Below are 16,376 nucleotides of genomic sequence, written 5' to 3' on the forward strand. Positions count from 1 at the left end.
GAGGCCTTGTCCGTCCTGATCAGCGCAGGTCGGGCCGGAACTGCCCCGCTCAGCGCAGGTACTTCTCGAATCCCTTGGGCAGGTTCAGGTCCTCGGGCTTGAGATCCTTGGTGCCGGCTCCGAAGCTGGAGCCGTCCATCCGCTTGGCGGCACCCTGGGTGCGCCTGAGCTCGGCCTCGCGGGCCTCCTGGGCGGCCTTCGCCGGGTTTCCGGACTTCTTCTTGGGCTTGGGCTGCGGCTTGCGCTTCTTCGAGGCGCCTCCGCCGCCGCCCATTCCGGGCATGCCGCCCATCCCTGGCATGCCGCCGCCGCCGGGCATCTGGGGCATGCCCCCGCCGCCGGCCATCTTCTTCATCATCTTCTGCGCCTGGGTGAAGCGTTCCAGGAGCTGATTGACCTCGGAGACGTGCACGCCGGAGCCCTTGGCGATGCGCGCGCGTCGAGAGCCGTTGATGACCTTCGGGACGTTGCGCTCATACGGGGTCATCGAATAGATGATGGCCTCGACCCGGCCGATGGAGGATTCGTCGAACTGCTCCAGCTGCTGACGCATCCCCTGGGCGCCGGGCATCATGCCCAGCAGCTTCTTCATCGAGCCCATCTTCTTGAGCTGCTGCATCTGACCCAGGAAGTCCTCGAGCGTGAAGTCCTCCTGGTCGGCGAACTTCTGCGCCATCTTCTCGGCCTCGCCGCGGTCCCAGTTGGCCTCGGCCTGCTCGACCAGGGACAGGATGTCGCCCATGTCGAGGATCCGGCGCGCCATCCGGTCCGGGTGGAAGACCTCGAAGTCCTTCAGCCCTTCACCGGTGGAGGCGTACATGACGGGCTTGCCGGTGACCGAGGCGACCGACAGCGCGGCACCGCCGCGGGCGTCGCCGTCGAGCTTGGTCAGCACCACGCCGGTGAAGTTCACGCCTTCGTTGAACGCCTGGGCGGTGGTGACCGCGTCCTGACCGATCATCGCGTCGATCACGAAGAGGGTCTCGTGGGCGCCCACGGCGGCCTTGATGTCGGCGGCCTGACGCATCAGCTCAGCGTCGACGCCGAGGCGGCCGGCCGTGTCGATGATGACGACGTCGTGGAGCTTGCCGCGCGCCTCGGCCAGACCATCCGTGGCCACCTTGACCGGATCGCCAGTGGCGGACTCGAACTCGGAGGAGACGCCAGGGTGCGGCGCGTAGACCGGGACCCCGGCGCGCCTGCCGCCGACCTGCAGCTGGGTCACCGCGTTGGGACGCTGAAGGTCACAGGCGACCAGCATCGGGGTGTGCCCCTGATTCTTCAGGTGATGCGCCAGCTTCCCGGCGAGCGTGGTCTTTCCCGCGCCCTGGAGGCCGGCGAGCATGATCACCGTGGGCGGGTTCTTGGCGAACGTGAGCTCGCGGGTCTGCCCGCCGAGGATCCCGACGAGCTCCTCGTTGACGATCTTCACGACCTGCTGGCCCGGGTTCAGCGCCTGGGCCACCTCGGACCCGAGCGCGCGCGCCTTGACCTTGGCGATGAACTCGCGGACCACCGGCACCGCGACGTCGGCATCGAGCAGCGCTCGGCGGATCTCTCGCGCGGTGCCGTCGATGTCGGCCTCGGAGAGCCTCCCCTTGCCGCGGAGGTTCTTGAAGGTGGCGCTCAGGCGATCGGAGAGGGAGTTGAACACGTCTGGGATGTCCCTTGGGTCGTGGGTGGTGGCTGCGCAGCGCGAAGCAGAGTGCGTCCACCGCGCAGTGGATGTACCGAGGCTCTAGAGTATCAATGTGCGATGGATAGACCTTCACCCCAGTGACGCCGCCTCCGAGACAACCACCGTCGCGGAGCGGGACGCTGCCACCGACGCCGACGTGCTCAGCGCCGCCCGGGTCGCGCATCAGACCGCCCTCGCCTCCGCCGCCCAGGCGCACCGGGCAGCCGCGAAGTCCTGGTCGGGACTCGCGCAGGACTCCATGGCGACGAGTCTTCATCAACGGCACGCATCCGCGCACCTCAGCCGCGCCGACGCACTCTCCGAGACCGGTTCTCCCGCCACGCTCGCGGGCGCAGACCAGCTGGAATCACCCACCCTCGCGTGGCGGAAGGCGCTCAGCGCTGCGACGCAGCTGCCCCCCGCCGAGGCCGGGGTGTCCAGGCCGCACCTGGATCTGCGCGTGGGTCTGGTCGCCGGGCCGCGACTCCACGCCGGGTTCTTCGGCCTCGCCGAATTTCGTGACCTCACCTCAGAAAACTGGGAGACGCAGCTCGAGAACCTCGACCTGGTGTTGATCGGCTCCGAGGCAGAGGACTCCCGCGAATTCCTGACCGAGACCCTGATCCCCGCAGCCCGCGCCCAGGGACTGAGCGTGGCTCTGGTCGTGACCTCCGGACCTCGGCTGGGACCCTGGTCGGTCATCGCCGAGAGCTGCACGCACGTCTTCGCCACCGACCCGGAGGCTGCCACCCTGCTGCGCAGCCACTGCCCCGAGAACACTCCGGTCGAGGTCATTCCGCATCCGGTCAGCCCGATGCTGCACTCCCCGCTGGGGACCCGCCCGGCGCCGACCCGGCTCATCGCGCTGCTGGGCATCGAACAGCTGCGCCCCGCGCCGCACCTCGACGAGCCCCAATTCATCCCCCCGCTGTTCGACGGGGTGCTGGGCTCCGGCCGACCGACGGCGCTGCTCCCCCCTCATCTAACCCCTGGCTTCCAGGCGACGTCGGCGCCGACACCTCGGCCGGCGTCGGATCCCTCCCCGAAGCGCCGGTCACCACTGGCCTCACCGCCGGCCTCCCGCGAGCCCCAGCCGTATCACTGGGCCATCCCGGCCGACTATGCGCCGTGGACCCTGACCCGCGCAGAAGCTGCCCTGCTGGGAACCGCCGCGGAATCGGCGCGGATGCAGCGGGCGATGGACGTCGGGCTGGCGGTCAATGCCGTGAAGGACTCCCAGGCGGTGTTCGATCCGCAGATCCTGCAGCTGCAGGCATGCGGCACCATGGTCTTCTCGACCTACAACCAGGGCGTGAACTCCTATTACCCCCAGGTCCACATCGCGAACTCCGCGGAGGACGTCTCCAAGACGCTCGAGACGATGTCGCTCGATGAGCTCCGCCGGGTCCAGGGCGACGGCATCAGGAGGATCTTCACCGATCACCACGGCAGCGACGTGCTGACCCGGATCGCCCGCACCGCCGGGTGCGCCGTCGAAGCAGCCCAGGATCGAGTCCTGGTGGTGGTCGATGACCTCACCGATGCCCTGCGAGCGGACATCGCGTCTCAGACCCACCCCAGGGTCGAGACCACCAGCTGGGCCGAGCTCGCCGCTGGTACCCCGCCGACAGGCGGCTTCGAGATTCTGGTGCCGTTGGACCCCACCCGGCGCTACAGCCCGGAGTACCTCGCCGACCACGTGGCCGCGTTCCGGTACCAGGGAGCTTCAGTGACCACGAAGCTCGACGGCGACGCCGCCAGCACCGACGACGCCGCCCACCAGCGTCGGGCCGGCGTGACCGACCTGGGCCTCTCCGCCTGGTGGCGGCCTGCATTCGCGGCCCTGCGGTCCCCCGATGCGCTGCTGAAGACCCTGGAAGCTGGCCAGGGTGCCTCGAGCTCCACCATGCCGGTCTACGCCCTGGACCACCTGGGACACCGGCCCGTCGGAGCCAGGCGCGACATCGATCGCGAGCAGGGCACCGACATCGCCGAGGCCCGGGAGGAGTTCCGCCGGACCGTCGAGGAGCAGGGACTTGAGCTCGCCGTCGTCGTACCGATCTACAACAACGGGGACCACCTGCGGCACAAGGCCTTCGCCTCGCTGCGCCGTTCATCGATCTTCGAGAAGATGCACATCCTGCTGATCAACGACGGCTCCACCGACGCTTCCACGGTGGAGACCATCGAGGAGCTCGCACACGCCTGGCCCAACGTCTCGGCGTTCCATCACTCCCTGGGCGGGTCCGGATCAGCCTCCCGTCCGCGCAACACCGGGCTGGCGCTGAGCTTCACCGAGTTCGTCACCTACCTCGACCCCGATGACGAGGAGCTCGAAGACGGCTACTGGGAGCTGCTGGAACGGCTGCGTGAGGCGCCCGCGGCCGACTATGCGCTGGGCACCATGGCCGTCTGGACCCGCAACTACGCGGTTCACGACTACCACGAGCGGTTCCAGGCCGGCGTCGAGCACCGGGACGGTCTGGACTGGCCCAAGCCTGAAGCCCTGGTCGCACTGAACTTCCGGCCGGCCTCCATCGAGGCACTGGTCGCGCGCACCGCCTGGCTCCAGAGCCTCGGCCTCGTGCAGCCCGTGGGCGCGGTCGGACAGGACACCTACTTCTTCCAGCAGATGTTCTTCCACACCCGGGCCTATGTTCCGGTGTACCGACCGGTGTATACCTACTACGGAGCGGTGGAGACCTCCATCGTGAACGTGATCTCCCCGAACTACTTCCGAAAGTACCTGATCCTGGAGCAGGATCGTGCGGCGTGGCTGCGCGAGGTGGGACTGCTCGAGGTCTACCTCGAGCAGCGTTTCGAATCCTTCTTCGTGTCCTGGTACCTGCAGAAGTTCAAGCATGTGTTGCCACACGAAAGGGAAGAGGCGGCAGGCGTGCTCCGCGAGCTCATCGCCGCGTACGGAGACGTGCGCTGGCGAGACCCGCGCGGACGAAGCTTCTTCCGCAGCTCCCAGGGGCGCCCCGATGAGACAGCCGGACAGCTTCAGACGCGGTGGCAGGACCGAAGATCGCAGCAGGGCCGGAACCGGCCGGGCACCATCGATGTGAAGGACAGTGAAGGCGATGACTGAGACCGAGCAGACGAGCAGCACCGCCGCGGCGCGGACCGAGGACGCGCGCACCGCCGGGACCGACCTCAGCGAGAATGCTCGTGAGGTCGTGGTCGAGCTGCTCAAGCAGCACCAGGCGCTGCTCGCCGAGCTTCACTGGGCCTACGGTCAGCTCGAACGCGTCCAAGAGGTCGACATCGCCGCGCTCAAACAGCGCGTCTCGGAGCTCGAAGACCATCGCCCCGGCGGAAAGGACTCACGGGCGGCGTCCGCGGCGGGGTCCTCGAAGATGCGCAAGCGCGTGGAGTTCACCCTGCAACACCCAGACAAGGCTGCGCGGGCCGCCGGACGCAAGCTCTCGAGACCGTTCGAACGGGTGGCCCGCAGAGCAGGGTTCAACCGGTGACACCGCAGCCGGGCCGGACCGGTCCGACCCTGCGCGGGGACCGCTTGGAGGCAGGTGCCGCGCGGATCGCTGAGCTCCTGGCCGCACCCGACCCGCTGCGCGCGCTGCACGAAAATGGGACGATGGCGCTTCTGGGCCCGACTCCCGGAAGCCCGTTCTCTCGCGGCAGGACAGACGCCTCGGACCTGCTCGACCAGCTGGCTCCGGCGATGGGCGCGCTGCCGGACCCAGAGCCCGGGGTCTCGAGGCCGCGCCTGGCGCTGCGAATAGCAGTCATCGACGACGAGCAGACCCAGCAGGTGCTGCGCGGGGCCGCTGACGTCACCGGCTTCCCTGCGACGCGACTCAGGCAGGAACCCTCAGCGCTCGACGGGGTCGATCTGGTGATCCTGACCCCGGTCAGCATCGGCGCGCGATACAGCGTCCCGCCGGAGGGAACCGTGGAGGGCACCGAGGACCAGCGCCAGGCCTGGGTGAAGCTGCTGCTGACCGAGGTGATACCCGGCTGCCGCCGCCGAGACGTCCCCGTGGTCTTCTGGGACCGTACGACGCGCAGCACCACCGCCACCGGCCGCGACCTGGCCAACGCCTGCGACAGGGTCTTCGCGGTCTCAGACGAGGCCGCCCGCCGCTATGCCGCCACGCGGAGGGACGAGACTGAGGTCCTCCGCGTGCCGATGGTGGTCAATCCGCTGCAGAACACGCCGCTGGGCACCCGCGGCGCCAGCTCCGCCGTGATCACCTTCGGCGACGCCCAGGTCGACCAGAACCCCGAGGACCTGCGGATGATGGCGGACTGGATCCTCGACGGCGTCAGCGCCCTTGGTCTCCCCGCCGCCCTGCTGCGCCGGGGTGAGGCGGACACCTTCCCAGCAGGGATCGGGGCCGGCTTCGCGGCACGTCATTGGCCGCTGCTCGTCAACAGCCCGGGATCCGCCGCGATCGCGGCCATCGACCGGGTCACCGACATCGGCATCGTGCTCAATGACGTGCTCCGCTCCCAGACACTCTATGACCGGCGCATCATCGAGCTGCAGGCCGCCGGTTCCCTGGTGCTCAGCGGCTATAACCAGGGTGTCAACTCTTACCTCCCGCACGTGAGGGTCCCGCAATCAGCGGTGGACGTCTCCGATGCCCTCGCCTCGCTGACCCTCGGAGAGCTCCGACGCGTCCAGGGGGACGGGATCCGCACCGCCTTCAGCAACCACCACGTCTCGGACGTGCTCGCGATCATCTGTGCGGCGGTGGGCTTCTCCCCAGCGCCACCTCCAGAACGGGTGCTCGCGGTCGTCGAGCAGAGCGGGCGGACTGGGCACCAGGACCAGCTGGACCCGGTGCTGAGCGCAGAGATGGCGTCGCAGACCCACGCGGAGGTTCCTCTGGTCTCCTGGGACCAGGTGCCGGCCCGCCACGGCAGCTATGACATCCTGCTGCCGGTCTCCGTTGAGCGCCACTACTCCCCCACCTACGCGGCAGACATGGTCACCGCGTTCCGCTATCAGAGCGCCGGCATCGTCTCGAAGCTGGACGGAACTGCCGAGCAGACCGATCACTCGGCGCTGCGCCACGAGACGCTGTCTCCGGAAGCGACCGAGACTCTGTGCCTAGACCTCACGGCCTGGTGGCATCCCGCCGTCTCCGCGACCGCCAGCGCTGCGGCGCTGCGAGCCCATGCCCGAGGCGAGCGGACCTTCTTCGGTGATCACCTCGGTCATCATGCCCGTCGGTCCGGCGCCTCGGCGCGTCGAGATCGCCCCGAGCTGCTGGTCGATGAGGATCGCGCGGCAAGCTCAGCGCTCATCGCCGCCACCGCGGACGCGCTGGATCTGCAGCTGACGGTGATCGTGCCGGTCTACAACAACGGCGACCATCTTCGACACAAGGCCTTCGCCTCACTGCGCCGATCTTCGGTGTTCGAGAAGATGCACGTGCTGCTGGTCAACGACGGGTCCACCGACCCGGTCACGGTGGACACCGTGGAGGAGCTGGCCCACGAGTACTCCAACGTGACGGTCTACCACCACGGCGGGGGCGGCTCAGGCTCTGCCTCCCGACCGCGCAACACCGGCCTCGAGCTGACCCACACTCCCTTCGTCACCTACCTGGATCCCGATAATGAGGCGGTGGAGGACGGCTTCGCGAGCCTGCTGTCAGACCTGTCATCGCACGAGGACGTCGACTTCGTGCTGGGCGATATGACCCAGTGGGCCAGTCGGTTCGGCAGGCTGCGCTACAGCCAGCTGCTGAGGGAGGCCCTTGCTGAACACCAGGATGCCTCGGGCACGATCACCGTGCCCCGCGATGCCCTCGAGCGACTGCGCTTTCGGCCCATGGGGATCCAGACCGTCATTGCGCGCACCGAGTGGCTCAAGGGCTGCGGACTCGAGCAGCCCGTGGGGGCAGTGGGCCAGGACAGCTACTTCTTCCAGCAGATGCTCTACTGCGCCCGCCGCATCCGGGTGCAGGACATCGGGGTGCATACCTATTACGCCGTGGTCAGTGACTCCACGGTGAACACCATCAACCCGGGCTACTTCGAGAAGTACCGTCCGCTCGACGCCGCACGCGCCGACTGGCTGCGCGAGGTGGGCAAGCTGGAGGACTACAGGGCCCTGCGTCTGGAGCCGTTCTTCGTGAGCTGGATGCTCCCGAAGCTGCGCCGGCTCGAGTCAGATCCGGCGAGCTGGCTCTTCGCAGCCGAGACCCTGGCAGACATCCTGGGCTACTACGGGGATCACCAGTGGACCACTCCCGCGGCGATAGAGTTCTGGGACCATCTGGCAAAGGCGCGTCGCGGCTGAACACGTAGATGATGCCCGCGCCGATCATTCCTGCAGCGCGGGCTCCATCCGTTCGTCCAGCTCCGCGGTGACCGAGCGGACGAAGTTCTGTGAGACGTGGCTGTTGTCGTTATAGGTGATCGCCCCGCCCAGCACCGCGTAGCAGGTGGCCTCCTCCTCTGAGCAGAGCAGATCCTCCGTCGGTACGAAGTGGTAGTTCTCCGCTTCGGCGAAGACCGTCTCGGACTGGGTCAGCCAGCGCTCAGTCACCCTGGTGTCCTCGAGGTCGTCGTTGCAGGCTGACGGGTCGTCCTCGTTCAGCGCCACGCACTCTGGCAGCGTCTCCTCGTCATTGCGTTCGACGTTGAGCCGAGGGATCTCGCCCAGGACGACGACCTCCTTCTCGGCGTCGAGCCAGAACTGGATGGGAGTCAGCATGCTGCGCGCCGGAGCGGTGAGCTCCACCTCGGAGTCCGGCAGGTCCACCTCGACGTCGGGGCCCGCGAAGCCACTGGTCATCTGACTCCCGGCCACCACGACGGTCTCCACCTGGTCATCCTCGGCGAGCATGTCGAGGATCTCCAGGTTGGCCTCTCCGCAGGGATCCTCTGCTTCGGCGTAGGTCGCGGCTCGCGGGGTGCAGCTGGAACGGGTCAGCACGAGCAGCTGTTTGCCGGCCTCCTGAGCGATCTCGTCGAGGGCCGGCAGCCACATGGTGGCGTGGGAATCACCGAACACCGCGATGGTGCCGTCGGCCTCGGACTCGTCGGCGCCGAGCCAGCACTCGGGGACCCCCGGGTCCTCAGCTTCGGCCTGGCACCCGGGATACACCGGCGCCCGTGGCTGCTCGGCGACCTCGGCCGCCGAGGGCGCGAGCCCCAGCGTGCCTTCGAACGGGTCCCCACACTGATCGGGATTCGCCAGCGCCCGGTAGCCATAGCAGGGGTGGTCCTCAGAGAGCTCCGAGGCGGTGAACTCCTGCTCCACGACCTCCACCGAGTAGTGGGCGATGCCCACCACCAGTGCCATCCCTGCGCCGGCGGCGACCATAGTGCGCCAGGTGGGCAGCAGGACCCTCGCCCGGCGCAGCGGAGTCTCGTAGAATCTGGTGCTCAGCGCGGAGATCACGACTACCCCGAGGATCAGTGCGACCTTGACCTCCCACTGCTCGGCGGTCTCCAGCAGGTAGGGCGCGAAGATCACCACCGGCCAGTGCCAGAGGTAGATCGCGTAGGACCAGTCGCCGATCGCGGTGGCGGGTCGCAGCGAGAGCCACCAGTGGATCCCGGTCCAACGCGCTTTGCCGCCGCAGGCCATCAGCAGGGTCGCTCCGACGGTCGGGATCAGTGCCGTCCAGCCGGGGAAGGGCGTCATCTCGCTGTAGGCGTACGCCGAACCCAGGATCATTGCGAATCCAGCCCAGCCCAGCAGGTTTCCCCACCGTCCGGTGAACTGGCTGGCACCGAGGACCAGGGCGAGCAGAGCGCCCAGCGCGAACTCCCAGATCCTGGTGGGCGTGATGAAGTACGCCTGGGCTGAGGAATCGGCGGTGTAATAGATCGAGAAAGCCAGGGAGCTCGCGCCGAGAAGTCCGATCACCCAGAGGAAGATCCTTCGAGTGTAGTTGCGCGGCACCGCCTCTCCATCGGCAGCAGGCCGGCCGCGCCGAGCCAGGAGAGCGATGCCCAGGACGACGGCCAGCAGCACCGGCCACAGGACGTAGAACTGTTCTTCCACGGAGAGCGACCAGAAGTGCTGCACCGCGGTGGCGCGCTCGTCGGCCTTGGAATAGTCGATCGCATCATCAGCCAGGACCCAGTTCTGCACATACAGCGCCGAGGCCATGATCTGCCGGCGGGTGCTCTGCCATTCGGTGCTGGGCAGGACCATCACCGCCGCGATTGCGGTGAGCCCGAGCACCAGCAGGCTCAGTGGCAGCAGGCGCCGAATCCTGCGCGCCCAGAACCGTCCCAGCCGTATCCGGCCGGTCCTTGCCGCCTCCTTGAACAGGTGGGCCGTGATCAGGTAGCCGGAGATCACGAAGAAGACGTCCACGCCCACATATCCGCCGGTCAGATGCTCCGGCCAGAAGTGATAGGCGACGACGAGCAGCACCGCCAGCGCGCGCAGGCCCTGGATCTCCGGCTGGAATCGTCCGCTGCGCGAGGTCCGTCCGCCGGCCTCCGGCACGGTCGGCGAAGCGACCGGCAAGGCGGAGGTGGGCTCAGCGCGTGTGGACATAGACGGTTCTTGGATTCCTTCGACGCTCGATTGCAACCGAACTAAGATATCGCCGTTTTCTGAGAATCCCCGACCCCACACCGGACCCCGGATTCTGGAGCTCGAATCAGGTAGTGACCGCATGAACCCGCTGGGATAGACTCGCGTGCTGTCAGCCCCTCGGGCTGCCAGCTCCACCGTGTCGCCTAAGAAAGTGATCCACCTTGCCCAGGAACCTCTCGCGCGTCGCTGTCATCGGCCTCGGCTACATCGGTCTGCCCACCGCCGCCATCCTCGCGGACCATGGCGTCACCACCATCGGCATGGACGTCTCCGAGCGCAATGTCGCGGCGATCAACAGGGGTGAGGTGCCCTTCGTGGAGCCCGGGCTTCGTGAGGTCCTGCAGCGCGCGGTCACCAGCGGCACGCTGAGCGCCACCACGCAGACGCCGGAGGCCGATGCCTATATCGTCGCGGTCCCCACTCCCTTCACCGAGACCCACTCGGCTGACCTGTCCTATATCGAGGCTGCCGCAGACGGGATCGCCGCGAAGCTCACCGGTGGGGAGCTGGTCATCCTTGAATCGACCTCTCCGCCCGGCGCAACCGAACATCTCGCGCAGCGCATCCTGTCCGCCCGCCCCGATCTCAGCGCCGACGACATCCTGGTCGCCCACTGCCCTGAACGCGTGCTGCCGGGGAAGATCATGGAAGAGATGATCACCAATGACCGGATCATCGGTGGCTTGACGCCGGAGGCTGCGGAGGCCGCCCGTGATCTCTACGCGGCCTTCTGCAAGGGTGAGTTCCTGCTCACCGACGCCCGCACCGCAGAGATGGCGAAGCTCACGGAGAACAGCTTCCGCGACGTCAACATCGCGTTCGCCAACGAGCTCTCGGTCATCAGCCACAAGCTCGGGATCGATGTCTGGGAGTTGATCGAGCTCGCCAACCACCACCCGCGGGTCAACATCCTCCAGCCCGGTCCCGGAGTCGGGGGTCACTGCATCGCGGTGGATCCGTGGTTCATCGTCGACGCCGCTCCGCAGGATGCAAACCTCATCCGCACCGCGCGTCAGACCAACGATGCCAAGCCCGAATGGGTTCTGGGCAGGATAGAACAGGCGCTGGAATCTGCAGGGGCCGGAGCCACGGTGGCGCTGCTGGGACTGGCCTTCAAGGCGAACATCGATGATCTGCGCGAGTCCCCGTCGCTGCACATCGCCGAGCAGCTCGCCCGGCGCGCCCCCGATGCGCAGCTGCTCGCAGTGGAGCCGCATATCGAGGCGCTTCCCGCCTCACTCACCGGGTTCGGCAACGTCACGCTGAGCGGACTCGAGGAGGCCCTGGACCGTGCCGACGTCGTCGTGCTGCTGGTCGATCATCAGGTGTTCAAGGAGCTCCCCGTCTCCCGCCTGGACGACGCGACGGTGATCGACACCCGCGGCATCTGGCGCTGAGGCTCACTGGGAGTTCCCGGCCAGGCTGCCGGACAGCGCCGGCTCCATCCGGTCGGTGAGCTCGGCCGTCGTGGAGCGCACGAACGTCCGGGCGAGGTGGCTGTTGTCCGAGTAGGTGATGGCACCGCCGAGCACGGCGTAGCAGGTATCCTCGCGGCACACCAGATCCTCGGTGGGCACGAAGTGGTAGTCCTCCGCATCTGCGAAGACCTCAGCGGAACGGGTGAGCCAGCGGTCCCCCACCCGCGTGTCCTCGAGCGTCTCATTGCAGGCAGAGAGGTCATCCTCGTTGAGCGCCACGCACTCCGGCAGGGTCTCCTCCTGCTCGTCGTTGCTCATCCGGGGGACCTCGCCGAAGACCACGACGTCCTTGTCCGCCTCGAGCCAGCGCTGGATCGGCTCGTACATCGCCAGGGCCGAATCGTCGAGGTCGTATTCCTCGGCGTCCAGGCCGAGGTCGCGGCTGGGCCCACCGAACTCGAAGTGCCGCTGGCTGGCCGCAATAACCACCGTGTCGACGCTCTCATCCTCAGAGAGCTGATCGATGATCTCGGCATTGGCCTTGAGACACTCGCTGGAGTCGTCCCCCACCTCTCCGCCTCGCGGCGTGCAGGCTGAACGCGTGAGCACCAACAGCTGCTTCTCCTGCTCCTGGGCGATCTCGTCGAGAGCCGGGAGCCACATCGTGGCGTGGGAGTCGCCGAAGACCGCGATCGTGCCGTCGGCCTCAGACTCCTGCGCCCCGAGCCAGCACTCCTGCACGCCGGGGGCGTCCTCCTCGGCCTGGCAGCCGGGGAACGCCTCTTCCTGGTACTGCTCGGTCACCACCGCGGGCGACGGAAACAGCCCGAGCTCCCCTTCGAACGGGGCGCCGCACTCCTCGGGGTTCGCCAGCGCCTGGTAGCCATAGCACGGGTGGTCTTCGGTCAGTGTGGAGTCGGCGGCGCCGGACTGCATGGTGGAGACCGCAGCGATCCCGGAGACGATGACCAGCACCATTCCGGCACCGGCGGCGACCATTGTCCGCCAGGTGGGCAGCAGGATCTTCGCGCGACGTATCGGGGTCTCGAAGAATCGGGTGCTGAGCGCCGAGAGGCCGATGATGCCCAGGATCAGCAGGACCTTCACGTACCAGAATCTTGCGGCGTCGCTGATGTAGGGCGAGAAGATCACCACCGGCCAGTGCCAGAGGTAGATCGCGTAGGACCAGTCACCGATGGCCGTGGCGGGTCGCAGCGAGAGCCACCAGTGGACTCCCGTCCCGGGTTCGCGGCCCCCACAGGCCAGCACCAGGACGGTGCCCAGGGTCGGCACCAGCGCGGTCCATCCGGGGAACGGGGTGGCATCGGTGTAGAAGACGGCCGCGGCGGCGATCATCAGGAACCCCGTCCAGCCCAGGAGATTGCCCCACCGGCCGCTGAACTGCCGGGATCCCAGCACCAGTGCCGCGATCGCCCCCAGGGTGAACTCCCAGATCCGTGTCGGGGTCACGAAGTAGGCCTGCGCGGGTGCGGCGGCGGTGTAGTAGATGGAGAACGCGAGTGAGGACGCCCCGAGCAGCCCCACCACCCACAGGAAGGCAGCCCGGATCTGGCGGCGCTCGAGAGCGGGGGCGCCGGAGCGGCGCTGCCGGAACGCCAGGACCATCAGCGTCAGCGCCAGCAGGACCGGCCACAGGATATAGAACTGCTCCTCGACCGAGAGCGTCCAGAAATGCTGGACGGCTGTGGCCCGCTCGTCCGCCTTGGAGTACTCCACGGCGTCGGCCGCCAGGATCCAGTTCTGCACGTAGAGCGTGGAGGCGATGATCTGGCGCAGCGTGGCCTGCCACGCGGTGCTCGGGAGGATCAGCACGGCGGAGATCGCGGTCAGCAGCAGCACCAACAGGCTCAGCGGGAGCAGCCGACGGATGCGGCGGGCCCAGAACTGCCCCAGCCGCACTCCCCCGGTCTTCACCGCCTCCTTGAACAGATGCGCGGTGATCAGGTAGCCCGAGATCACGAAGAACACATCGACGCCGACATATCCACCCGTGAGGCGGTCGGGCCAGAAGTGATAGAGTAGCACGACCAGCACCGCCAGCGCACGCAGCCCCTGGATCTCGGGCTGGAAGCGGGTCGGGGCTCCGCCAGCGGCCGGATAGGGCCGTCCTGAGGCCGTCGCCTCCGCCGAAGAAGTCGAAGTCACGCTCATATGAGCCTTCCGCCTTGTCTGATCATCGCCGCCGGGGCGCCGCTGGGTTCACGTCCATCGAGGATCGGTCTGCAACCTGGATGGTCGCCGAAGAGTCCGATGCCGCACCTTACTCCAGCGTCCTGGTGGTTCGCGGGAGGCGGGAATCCTCGTGGCCCTGGCCTCCGGCTCGGCAGGTCTGTGACAGACTGGGCCCGTGGATTTTGACGTACTTATTCTGTTCATCGTTCTTGCTGTGACTCTGCTCGGCACCCTGGGATTCTTCCTGGTGCAGGGTGGCAAGCTGCTGCCCAAGGACAAGCGTGAGCAATACCTGACCCAGCGCGACCCGGATGACCTCCCCTCCGGCGGCGTGGACACCCTCGAGGCCCCCACCGAGGACCGCCCGGGGACCGCTGAGCCGACCCTCGGCGACGGCGTCGACCTGGTCGAGGAGCCGACGGTCCTTGAGCCGACCGTCGAGACACCGGAGCCGGTGGCGGGCCGGCTGGCGCGGCTTCGCGCCCGGCTGATCAAGTCGAACAACATCTTCGGCAAGTCACTGCTCGCCCTGCTCTCCCGAGACGAGATCGACGAGGACGTCTGGGAAGAGATCGAAGAGGTCCTGCTGATGGCAGACCTCGGCACCGACCCCACCATGGAGCTCGTCGACCGGCTCCGCGAACGCGTCAAGGTCGAAGGAACCAAGGACCCCGCCGTGGTCAAGGCGATGCTCACCGAAGAGCTCACCGCCCTGGTCGATCCCACCCTGGACCGTCGCCTGACCGTCACGGCCGAGGGCCGCCCGGCCGTCGTCATGGTCGTCGGGGTCAACGGCGTCGGCAAGACCACCACCGTGGGCAAGCTGGCCCGGATGCTGGTCGCCGAGGACAAGGACGTCCTGCTCGGTGCGGCCGACACCTTCCGGGCCGCCGCTGCAGAGCAGCTGAGCACCTGGGGCCACCGGGTCGGAGTCCCGACCGTGAAGTCCGACGTCGAAGGCGCAGACCCGGCCTCGGTGGCCTACGAAGCCGTGGACCGCGGCATCGAGCTCGAGGTCGATGTGGTCATGATCGACACCGCCGGCCGGCTGCAGAACAAGTCGAACCTGATGGACGAGCTCGGCAAGGTCAAGCGCGTCGTGGAGAAGAAGTCCGCCGTCGACGAGGTCCTGCTGGTCCTGGACGCGACCACCGGACAGAACGGGCTGAACCAGGCCAAGGTCTTCGCCGAGGTCGTCAACGTCACCGGCATCGTGCTGACCAAGCTCGACGGCACCGCCCGCGGCGGCATCGTGGTCGCGATCCAGCGCCAGCTGGGCGTCCCGGTGAAGCTCATCGGCCTCGGCGAGGGGCCCGACGATCTCGCGCCCTTCGACGCCGCCGAGTTCGTCGCCGCGCTGCTCGAAGACCGCTGAGCCGGGCTCGGCCTCCCGCAAGGAGACCGAGCAGCTCTGTCCACCCCCAAGGGCGGCCTACGTCAGGAAGCCGCGCAGCAACGAGGCCGTGCCCTGAAGATGATCGATCATGAGTGACTTCGCGCGGGCCCCGTCTCCGTCGAGGATCGCCTCGGTGATCGCGAGGTGCTGTTCGTTGGAATGCTCGAGATTCGCCGGCAGCAGCGGGATCTCGTCCAGGAGCGCGCTCACCCTCGCCCGGGTGTCGGTCACCGCTGTGATCAGCGACTGTGACCCGCTCAGCTCCGCGATCGCGATATGGAACCGAGAGTCCCGGGCCCGATAGCTGCCCCGATCGGCGCTCTCCAGGTCTGCCAGACAGGCCAACAGGTGCTCCCGCGCCGAGGTGCTCAGCTGCGCCTGGGCGGCAAGCTCGGCCGCCGCGGGCTCGAGCACCTCCCGGAACACCAGCACGTCCTGGCGCTGGGCCGGCTCCAGCGGCACGCTCCCCTGCCGCCCGGCATCGCGGGCCTCCAGCACGTAGGTCCCGCCATGGCGTCCTCGCCGGATGTCAAGAAAGCCGGCCTGCTGCAGCTCCGCGAGCGCCTCCCGCAGCGTCGCGCGGGAGACCCCGAGATGCTCGGCCAGTTCACGCTCAGCGGGCAGCTTCTGCCCCGGAGGGAAGAGCCCGACCCGGATCGCCTGCAGCAGATGCTCGATCGTCTCTTCGAACGTGTTGCCCGAACGCACCGGACGCAGCACCGCATAAGGGTCGCCGTACTCTGCCGCCGTCATCTTCTGCCTCCGTTCCGACTCGCGCCCTGGTTCACCGCCCAGGACTGACATCCCCGCCCGCCTCGGCCCCAGCCTACGGGCTGCCCCGCTCCAGACCCCCCGGTCAACGCGCTGCGGTCGACAACCTCTTGACGGTCCTGGGTCCAGCTGTCAGGCTTCCGCACAACACCATGGACTGAAAACAGTCCATTGGAGGTGTTCTAGCCGGTTCAAATCCACAGGGGTGGACTGCCATGCCGCACAACAAGACCACAGCATCGGCCGCTGATTCCAGCTACCACGAACATCGTCGGCTCAAGGCCGGGGCCGCAGGCTGGATCCTGCTGGCCGGTCTGGGCGTCTCCTACGTCATCTCCGGCGACTTCGCCGGATGGAACATCGGTCTGGCCGAGGGCG

Annotated in this window: 9 protein-coding genes; 5 read left to right on the forward strand and 4 right to left on the reverse strand. The window is 67.8% G+C overall.

The window, feature by feature from the left end; translation table 11 throughout:
* Nucleotides 1–49 precede the first annotated feature (49 nt).
* Nucleotides 50–1,654: a signal recognition particle protein gene (ffh, locus tag BCL67_RS00875; protein ID WP_106121588.1), complete on the reverse strand. Its 1,605-nt coding sequence runs from the start codon at nucleotides 1,652–1,654 to the stop codon at nucleotides 50–52.
* A 97-nt stretch (nucleotides 1,655–1,751) separates the two neighbouring features.
* Between ffh and BCL67_RS00880 the strand changes: the two genes are divergently transcribed.
* From BCL67_RS00880 to BCL67_RS00890, 3 genes are read left to right on the forward strand one after another with little or no spacing between them, the layout of a single operon-like run.
* Entirely contained in the window at nucleotides 1,752–4,772 is a 3,021-nt protein-coding gene (locus BCL67_RS00880; RefSeq protein WP_106121589.1) for a glycosyltransferase family A protein, read from the forward strand.
* Nucleotides 4,765–5,157: a hypothetical protein gene (locus BCL67_RS00885; protein WP_106121590.1), complete on the forward strand. Its 393-nt coding sequence runs from the start codon at nucleotides 4,765–4,767 to the stop codon at nucleotides 5,155–5,157. The genes BCL67_RS00880 and BCL67_RS00885 overlap by 8 nt, the downstream gene beginning before the upstream one ends.
* Nucleotides 5,154–7,958: a glycosyltransferase family A protein gene (locus tag BCL67_RS00890; RefSeq protein WP_106121591.1), complete on the forward strand. Its 2,805-nt coding sequence runs from the start codon at nucleotides 5,154–5,156 to the stop codon at nucleotides 7,956–7,958. Before BCL67_RS00885 ends, BCL67_RS00890 begins: the two co-directional genes overlap by 4 nt.
* 24 nt (nucleotides 7,959–7,982) lie before the next feature.
* Here BCL67_RS00890 and BCL67_RS00895 read toward each other — a convergent pair whose 3' ends face one another.
* Nucleotides 7,983–10,178 (reverse strand): acyltransferase family protein, encoded by a 2,196-nt coding sequence (locus BCL67_RS00895; protein WP_181255830.1) that lies wholly within the window; start codon nucleotides 10,176–10,178, stop codon nucleotides 7,983–7,985.
* Between the two features lie 203 nt (nucleotides 10,179–10,381).
* Between BCL67_RS00895 and wecC the strand changes: the two genes are divergently transcribed.
* Nucleotides 10,382–11,617, forward strand: coding sequence for a UDP-N-acetyl-D-mannosamine dehydrogenase (wecC, locus tag BCL67_RS00900; RefSeq protein ID WP_106121593.1), 1,236 nt, complete (start codon nucleotides 10,382–10,384; stop codon nucleotides 11,615–11,617).
* A gap of 3 nt (nucleotides 11,618–11,620) precedes the next feature.
* On the opposite strand, the gene BCL67_RS00905 is transcribed toward wecC, so the two are convergent.
* Nucleotides 11,621–13,804 (reverse strand): acyltransferase family protein, encoded by a 2,184-nt coding sequence (locus BCL67_RS00905; RefSeq protein WP_181255831.1) that lies wholly within the window; start codon nucleotides 13,802–13,804, stop codon nucleotides 11,621–11,623.
* 202 nt (nucleotides 13,805–14,006) lie between these two features.
* Between BCL67_RS00905 and ftsY the strand changes: the two genes are divergently transcribed.
* Entirely contained in the window at nucleotides 14,007–15,206 is a 1,200-nt protein-coding gene (gene ftsY, locus BCL67_RS00910; protein WP_106121595.1) for a signal recognition particle-docking protein FtsY, read from the forward strand.
* Nucleotides 15,207–15,263: 57 nt separating this feature from the next.
* On the opposite strand, the gene BCL67_RS00915 is transcribed toward ftsY, so the two are convergent.
* Nucleotides 15,264–15,980 (reverse strand): FadR/GntR family transcriptional regulator, encoded by a 717-nt coding sequence (locus tag BCL67_RS00915; protein ID WP_106121596.1) that lies wholly within the window; start codon nucleotides 15,978–15,980, stop codon nucleotides 15,264–15,266.
* Nucleotides 15,981–16,376 lie beyond the last annotated feature (396 nt).

This window comes from Nesterenkonia sandarakina, from assembly GCF_003003175.1.
Taxonomy (GTDB): domain Bacteria; phylum Actinomycetota; class Actinomycetes; order Actinomycetales; family Micrococcaceae; genus Nesterenkonia; species Nesterenkonia sandarakina_A.

Coding starts and splice junctions, on each gene's coding strand:
- BCL67_RS00885 (WP_106121590.1), top strand. CDS start 4,765: ATGACTGAGACCGAGCAGACGAGCAGCACCGCCGCGGCGCGGACCGAG.
- BCL67_RS00895 (WP_181255830.1), bottom strand. CDS start 10,178: ATGTCCACACGCGCTGAGCCCACCTCCGCCTTGCCGGTCGCTTCGCCG.
- BCL67_RS00915 (WP_106121596.1), bottom strand. CDS start 15,980: ATGACGGCGGCAGAGTACGGCGACCCTTATGCGGTGCTGCGTCCGGTG.